The organism is Cognaticolwellia mytili, assembly GCF_002104475.1.
Lineage (GTDB): Bacteria > Pseudomonadota > Gammaproteobacteria > Enterobacterales > Alteromonadaceae > Cognaticolwellia > Cognaticolwellia mytili.
On the sequence record NZ_NBOF01000007.1, the window covers coordinates 183,528 to 190,789 of the forward strand.

The following is a 7,262-nucleotide window of genomic DNA, read 5'->3' on the forward strand; positions in this document are numbered from 1 at the left end:
ATTTAATACAAATTAATAAGGAACATTTTGAATACAACTAAGTCACAAGCCACTATTTTAATTGCTGATGATGACGAAGACATACGTCTTGCACTGGAATTATTGCTATCTGCACATAACTACAAAACTATTGAAGCAGGCACAGCCAAAGAAGTGGTAATTGAAAGCGAAAGGCAAAAACCTGATCTCATTTTACTCGACATGAACTTTAGTCGTGATACCACCAGTGGACAAGAAGGTTTAGCTATTCTTCAGCAGTTGGATCAAAGTAATATACCTGTTATTTTAATGACGGCATGGGGCAGCATTGAATTAGCAGTCAAAGGCTTACAACAAGGTGCTAGTGATTTTATTGAAAAACCTTGGCAAAAAGAAAAGTTACTTAACAGTATTGAGCAACAAATAAACTTTTCCCGTATCAAGCAAGAACATCAAGGTTATCGCCAGCTGTTAAGTAAAAGCCAGCACAAAAACCTACCCGCAACGAGTAAGCACTGGGTTTGTCAATCATCTGCAATGCAAGCGGTTGAACAGCTGATAAAGCAAATTGCCCCAACTGACGCCAACATACTAATCCTTGGCGAAAATGGTACAGGTAAATCAATGCTCGCAGAGCGTATTCACCAATTATCATCTCGCAGCGATCAGCCACTAATTTCTGTAAATATGGCTGCTATTCCAGATAACTTGTTCGAAAGTGAACTATTCGGTCATCAAAAAGGAGCATTTACTGACGCAAAACAGCAGCGCGTAGGTCGTTTTCAGCTAGCTGATCAAGGTAGTTTATTTTTTGACGAAATCGGTTCACTACCAATCAATTTACAACCTAAATTATTACGTGTTTTAGAATCAGGTCAGTATGAAATATTAGGCTCTAGCCAAACACAAAATACTAATGTTAGATTGATCAGTGCCACTAATGCTGACCTAAATCAACTGGTCAATAATGGTGACTTTCGCCAAGATTTACTCTACCGACTTAATACACTCGTGATCACACTACCGCCGCTACGCGAGCGACTCGCAGACATTCCAGCATTAGCTGAAAATTTTATTGTCAGCTTTAGCAAAAAGTACCACAAACAAACGTTAACACTCGACGACGACGCAATTACAAAATTAAAAAGCCATTATTGGCCAGGCAATGTTCGAGAGTTGGGACATGTGATAGAAAGAGCCGTACTACTGACGGTAGAAAATGTAATATCTGCGCAAAATCTGCTATTAGATGTCGGTACCAGTACGAACTGCAAGATTGAACTACAACCTTTAGAAACCGCTGAACGTAAGTTGATCGAAAAAACTATGAAAATCACATCAGGCCACGTAATTGAAGCCGCAAAACTGTTAGAAATATCACGTAACGCCTTGTACCGACGCTTAGAAAAATTTAACATAAAGTTTGATGCGAACCAGTAAAATAAGGATAGTTTTTTGAGTCATGAAAAGTGGCTAGTCACCGGGTTAAGCCTTACGGTGATCACGATTTTATCCTTGGCTGCTGCGCTCACTTGGAAAATGGCATGGAGCACTCTTGCCATTATGACTTTAGTTTTCGTATTAAGCTACCCGTTGATATGGCTAGCTTGGCGTTGTTACCACTTTTGGTGTCAAACCATTATGCAGTTAACGACCTATACCCAAGTACTGAGGGAAAACGAAACAAACCTTTCCTTTAAAAAACAGCACCCCGATAATTTACTATTAGAACTACAAAAAGAAATCCACCTGATAGCAACGAAGCGCTTAGATAGCAACAAAGAACAAAAAACACTTAATCATATTCTCAGCAATATTTTAGACTCGTGGCCGATACCTGTTTGCTTGTTTGATCAACAATTGAAATTACTTTATCGCAATGAAGCAATGAACCAACAAATTGCACAGCCAATGCTAGTAAATAATTCCGCACAATCATTAGGGTTTAGTTTAGAAAACGAGCAATTTCTGCATGAAAAGTTTAATAATAAATGGCAAAGCCAAACCATCAGTTATCAACTCAATAACAATCAGTATGAAAAACAATGGCTATTTACGTCGATCAATATTTCGCCATTATTAAATCAACAACAAAGCCATAATCAGCAAAACTTGATCCGGGTACTAAGCCACGAACTGCGGAATTCGTTAACGCCAATGTACTCAATGACAGATACTTTGTTATGCTCAGAACAACTAGACGAAGCCCAAACTCGTAAGGTTTTGAGTCGAATTCAGCAGCGCAGTCAACGTTTGTTAACTTTCATTAGCGAATATAGCCAATTAACACAGCTACCAGCACCAAAAACCCGTTGGTTTTCGTTTAGTGAATTATTAGATGAAGCAAAAGCAATGATTGATACAACCACCTGTAAAGTAACTATGCTAGGTAGCGATCAATGTTTTGGTGATCGAGCACAATTAACCCAGGTGATCATCAATATTCTTAAGAATGCCGAGCAATGCCAAAAGAACATTAACGTTAATATTAATCTTTATTATCAAAACGACTTACAAATAGTCGAAATAAATGACACTGGGCCTGGGTTTGCTAACCTTGCCAATGTATTAACACCATTTTACACCACCAAGAATAGTGGTTCAGGCATTGGTTTAGCGCTTTGTGTTGAAATTATTCACAACCACAATGGTCAGTTTTCAGTTAATAATAATACTGCTGGAGGGGCAAAAATATTGATGAATTGGCCATTAAAGTAATGACCAATTCACCTATAAACTAGAGGCTAACGTCGACGCTGTCGGTTAGGTTTTGATTTACTTTTATCACCAAAGGCTTTCTGCCGACCTTGCTTCTTTTGTCGACCTAAGGTGTTTTTGCGAGCGGGCGCTTCTGTTTTAGTTAAATCAGGTTCATAGCCTGGCAACCATTGCTGCATTAAACGGTTATCAAGTACTTCTTCTACGGCTTCAAGCAGCCATGTTTCCGAAGGGCTCATTAGCGAAATCGCTAAGCCATCATTACCTGCGCGGCCTGTACGTCCAATACGATGAATATAATCTTCAGCAATATAAGGTAACTCATAGTTAATTACGTAACGTAAGTCACTAATATCAATACCACGAGCAGCAACATCTGTAGCCACTAACGCCCGAGTTTTCCCAGCTTTAAATTCAGCAAGTGCTTTATCACGCGCCCCTTGCGATTTATCACCATGTATTGACTGAGTTTTAACACCGTCTTTGCACATTTCCTTTGCTAGCTCGTCCGCACATTGCTTTGTGCGAGTAAAAATAAGCACTTGCTGCCAGTTTTTTGAACCGATAAGAAATGAAGTTAATTCACGTTTTCGGTCACTATCAACGGTATAAACTATTTGTTCAACTTTGGCGGCAGCTGTATTGCGTTCACTTACTTCAATAAGTTCAGGTTCATTAAGTAAGGTTTTGCTTAGCTTAAATATTGCATCATCAAAAGTCGCTGAAAATAATAGTGTTTGCCTTGTTGGTGGCAATCTATTAAGAATTCGATCAATTTCATCTTTAAAGCCCATATCTAGCATTCTATCGGCTTCATCAAATACGATGGTTTCAAGGTGAATCAATAAAACACTGCCATTAATGATATGGTCTAACAGCCTTCCTGGCGTCGCAACTAAAACATCTACGCCTTTCTCTATCGCTGCTATTTGCGGTTTAATGCTAACACCACCGTATGCAACAGCAATATTGAGTTCAGTATTTTCCGCATAACGCACAAAGCTTTTATATACTTGCTGAGCAAGCTCACGAGTTGGCGTTAATACTAATGCACGAATGGGCCGCTGAGCTGGGATATTCTCCCCTAAACGCTGTAAAATGGGTAAAGCGAAGGCAGCTGTTTTTCCTGTACCTGTTTGTGCTCCGGCCATAATATCTTTATTGGCAAGAATTGCGGGAATTGCTTGCTGCTGAATAGGAGTTGGTTGTTCGTAACCTAATGCTTTAACAACATCAGTAAGCGATTTATCTAGGGCTAATGAAGAAAAACTCATCGTAATTTATCGCTTCTTTTTCGATTGTTGCTGTTTAAGATCATGCTCAAGCTCATCAGGATAATACACTAACCCTTGCTCATTCTGACTTGGGAAAACTACCACAGCAAGTTCGTCATCTGCTAGGCCATGCGACCAGCGACTAAACCATTTATTGAGCGAAATAGCTTCTGGCTTGCACTCTTGCCACCCGTCTGTTGCCCAAGCTTCGGCAAACTCTTGGTTTGGCCATACAGGTACACAGTCTTCTTCTTCCGTGTTGAGCATAACGCAGCCATGTTCATCAGTGAGTATCCACAGTTGATTATTCTCAACGACTTCTTTTAAAAAGTATGTTGCGCGTTGTGCATCATCCATCTGCAGTATTTGCTTTATTCTTGCTTGCTCTAACACGGTTTTTCCTATGAAAAATGAATCTAGGTAATAGTAAGTCTATTCTACAAAAATTTGCATCTCTTCGCCGATTTGTTTACGCATTTCCATTAACTTTTTCGCACTTTCATGCTGCTTTATATCAGCTTCAGTCTCAGGAACCCACTGTGGTACGTGTTCAGACTGACCATTTTGATCAACAGCAACCATAATAACAATACAGTGCGTGGTTAAGCGCCGATTTAATGACTTCGGATCACAAGCATTTACTTCTAATGCAATATGCATCGAAGAATTTCCGGTATAAATAACTTTTGCTTCTACTTCCACTAGGCTTCCAACATGAATTGGCGCAACAAAGCGAATACCACCTGCATAAGCCGTTACGCAATATCTGCCACTCCAACCGGCAGCACATGCGTAAGCAGCTAAATCTATCCACTTCATTACTGCACCACCATGCACTTTACCACCAAAATTAACATCTTGTGGTTCAGCTAAGAATCGAAGCGTTATATCGCGTTGAGGTTGGTTCATTTATTTTCCTATTAAATTAATTAACTAGGGAAGTCTAGCTCGAAGCTTACAATACCTAGTGTTTAGAGGTACATTACCATCTGTTATGTCATAGTTAAAATTATAAAGGTAAACCATGAAAATTTGGGTTGATGCTGACGCCTGTCCAGTGGTAATAAAAGAAATATTATTTCGTGCAGCAGAACGTACACAAACACCAACGACCTTATTAGCAAATCACTATTTGAAAACACCACCATCAAAAGTAATCAGTTTTATACAGGTAACTTCAGGTTTTGATGTTGCTGATGACGAAATAGTCAAACGAGCTGCGCCAAAAGATTTAGTGATCACCGCCGATATTCCTTTGGCTGCAGAGGTTGTTGAAAAAGGCTGCTTAGCACTTAACCCAAGAGGCGAGCTCTATACAGAAAGTAATATTCGTCAACGACTTAATATGCGCGATTTTATGGATACTATGCGTTCAAGCGGCGTAGATACAGGTGGTGCTCCACCAATCAGCCAAGCTGATCGACAAGCCTTCGCCAATAACCTCGATAAGTTATTGGCACAACGTTAATATAAAGAATGCCAACACTAGGACGGCATTTTTCATAATTGTATTATTTAGTAGGGTTTGGACGGTGACCACCACTACCTGTTTGCTTACCCGGGCTATTAGCATAAGGGTTACTGTTAGAGCTATTTCCAGTATGACGTTTGTTTTTACCTGCGGGCTTATGACCACGTGCATTATCACCCGAACGCTGACCATCTTTATGCTCAACTTGCACTTTCTTCGCTTGCTTTATTTTTTTAGGCTTATTGGCTTTTAACGGCCTAAGTTTACGTGAATCAGGCAACTCATGCACAGGCTCAAAACCTGCTACAACCTCTCTTGGTACATGTGTTTGAATAACGTGTTGAACATCATTGAGTAAATCTATTTCATCAGCACAAACTAATGAAACAGCATGACCACTTGAACCAGCCCTGCCCGTGCGGCCAATGCGATGAACATAATCTTCTGGAACATTCGGCAGCTCAAAATTTACTACTTGCGGTAGCTGGTCAATATCAATACCACGCGCCGCAATATCAGTAGCAACTAAAACATTGATGCTGCCATCCTTAAATTGCGCTAACGCTTTCGTTCGTGCGCCTTGGCTTTTATTACCATGAATAGCAGCCGCTTTAATACCTGCTGCATCAAGTTGCTTTGTTAGCTTATTGGCGCCATGTTTGGTTTTCATAAAAACAATAACTTGCTGCCAATTATTAGTTTTTATTAAATGAGTTAATAATGGCGATTTTTTATTTTTATCGACCGAGTAAATTAACTGCTCAACGGTTTCAGCCGTGGTATTTTTCGGACTTACCGATATCTCAACAGGGTTATTGACTAAGCCTTTAGCAAGCTCTCGAATATCAGGTGAGAAAGTCGCTGAGAATAATAAATTTTGGCGATTTCTTGGTAATAGTGACAATATTTTTTTGATGTCTCTTAAAAATCCCATGTCCAACATTCTGTCAGCTTCATCAAGCACAAGCATTTCTAATTGATTAAAACGTATGGCATTTTGATTATATAAGTCTAGCAAACGTCCAGGTGTTGCAACAAGAATATCTACCCCTTGACGTAAACGTGCCATTTGAGGGTTTATTTTTACACCACCGAATACAACTGTTGATTTAAGCGGTAAGTGCTTACCGTACATTTCAACATTTTCTGCAATTTGTGCAGCCAGTTCTCTTGTTGGTGTAACAATCAAGGTTCTTGCTTGATTTGCACGAACCTTATCACCCTTAGATAAGATCTCTAAGATAGGTAATGTAAAACCAGCAGTTTTACCCGTACCAGTTTGCGCTGCAGCCATAACATCTTTACCCGCCAATACAGCAGGAATTGCCTGAGCTTGAATAGGTGATGGGTCGGTATAACCTTTTTCAGCAATTGCTTTTTGAATTGGGGCAGATAGGCCAAGATCGGTAAAACTCATAGAATACACTCTTTTTGGAAAGGTTTGAGCAAATGTCAAACAGCGGTGCAGAATACATTATAGAAGGACTCAGTGCAATATAAGCACATCCATCTTGTTCGTAAATAAAGATAAAATTTAGTAAAAAAAAACCCGCAACAAGGTTGCGGGTTTTAGAATGATGGTGGAGGGAGGTGGATTCGAACCACCGAAGGCTGAGCCGTCAGATTTACAGTCTGATCCCTTTGGCCACTCGGGAACCCCTCCACAGGGTCGAAAACCCGGAATTAACCAGGATTTCTTAATAGAAGCCTAGCAATGTCCTACTCTCACATGGGAACTCCCACACTACCATCGGCGCTAACACATTTCACTACTGAGTTCGGAATGGGATCAGGTGGGGCTATGTCGCTATTGTCGCTAG

Annotated in this window: 7 protein-coding genes, 1 tRNA gene and 1 rRNA gene; 3 read left to right on the forward strand and 6 right to left on the reverse strand. The window is 40.0% G+C overall.

Annotated features, from left to right (window positions below; all coding sequences use genetic code 11):
• Positions 1-27: 27 nt before the first annotated feature.
• Both B7C41_RS19250 and B7C41_RS19255 read left to right on the forward strand, forming a co-directional pair.
• Complete coding sequence (locus B7C41_RS19250; RefSeq protein WP_235839791.1) at positions 28-1,419, forward strand: sigma-54-dependent transcriptional regulator; 1,392 nt, start codon at positions 28-30, stop codon at positions 1,417-1,419.
• A 15-nt stretch (positions 1,420-1,434) separates the two neighbouring features.
• On the forward strand, positions 1,435-2,697 hold the full coding sequence (locus B7C41_RS19255) for a sensor histidine kinase (RefSeq protein ID WP_235839792.1): 1,263 nt from the start codon (positions 1,435-1,437) through the stop codon (positions 2,695-2,697).
• Between the two features lie 26 nt (positions 2,698-2,723).
• Here the strand turns inward: B7C41_RS19255 and B7C41_RS19260 are convergent, their stop codons facing one another.
• From B7C41_RS19260 to B7C41_RS19270, 3 genes are all read right to left on the reverse strand, one after another.
• On the reverse strand, positions 2,724-3,971 hold the full coding sequence (locus B7C41_RS19260; RefSeq protein WP_085300598.1) for a DEAD/DEAH box helicase: 1,248 nt from the start codon (positions 3,969-3,971) through the stop codon (positions 2,724-2,726).
• A 6-nt stretch (positions 3,972-3,977) separates the two neighbouring features.
• Positions 3,978-4,328, reverse strand: coding sequence for a DUF2750 domain-containing protein (locus B7C41_RS19265; protein WP_085300612.1), 351 nt, complete (start codon positions 4,326-4,328; stop codon positions 3,978-3,980).
• 75 nt (positions 4,329-4,403) lie between these two features.
• A complete protein-coding gene (locus tag B7C41_RS19270; RefSeq protein WP_085300599.1) occupies positions 4,404-4,880 on the reverse strand; it encodes an acyl-CoA thioesterase in 477 nt (158 codons plus the stop codon).
• Positions 4,881-4,995: 115 nt separating this feature from the next.
• Here B7C41_RS19270 and B7C41_RS19275 point away from each other — a divergent pair, with 115 nt between their 5' ends.
• The gene (locus B7C41_RS19275) at positions 4,996-5,439 is read left to right on the forward strand and encodes a YaiI/YqxD family protein (protein WP_085300600.1); all 444 of its coding nucleotides are present in this window, start codon (positions 4,996-4,998) and stop codon (positions 5,437-5,439) included.
• Between the two features lie 43 nt (positions 5,440-5,482).
• Here the strand turns inward: B7C41_RS19275 and B7C41_RS19280 are convergent, their stop codons facing one another.
• The 3 genes from B7C41_RS19280 to rrf form a co-directional block, all read right to left on the reverse strand.
• Entirely contained in the window at positions 5,483-6,859 is a 1,377-nt protein-coding gene (locus B7C41_RS19280; RefSeq protein ID WP_085300601.1) for a DEAD/DEAH box helicase, read from the reverse strand.
• Between the two features lie 161 nt (positions 6,860-7,020).
• Positions 7,021-7,105, reverse strand: a tRNA-Tyr gene (locus B7C41_RS19285).
• A 43-nt stretch (positions 7,106-7,148) separates the two neighbouring features.
• Positions 7,149-7,262 (reverse strand): 5S ribosomal RNA (gene rrf / locus B7C41_RS19290).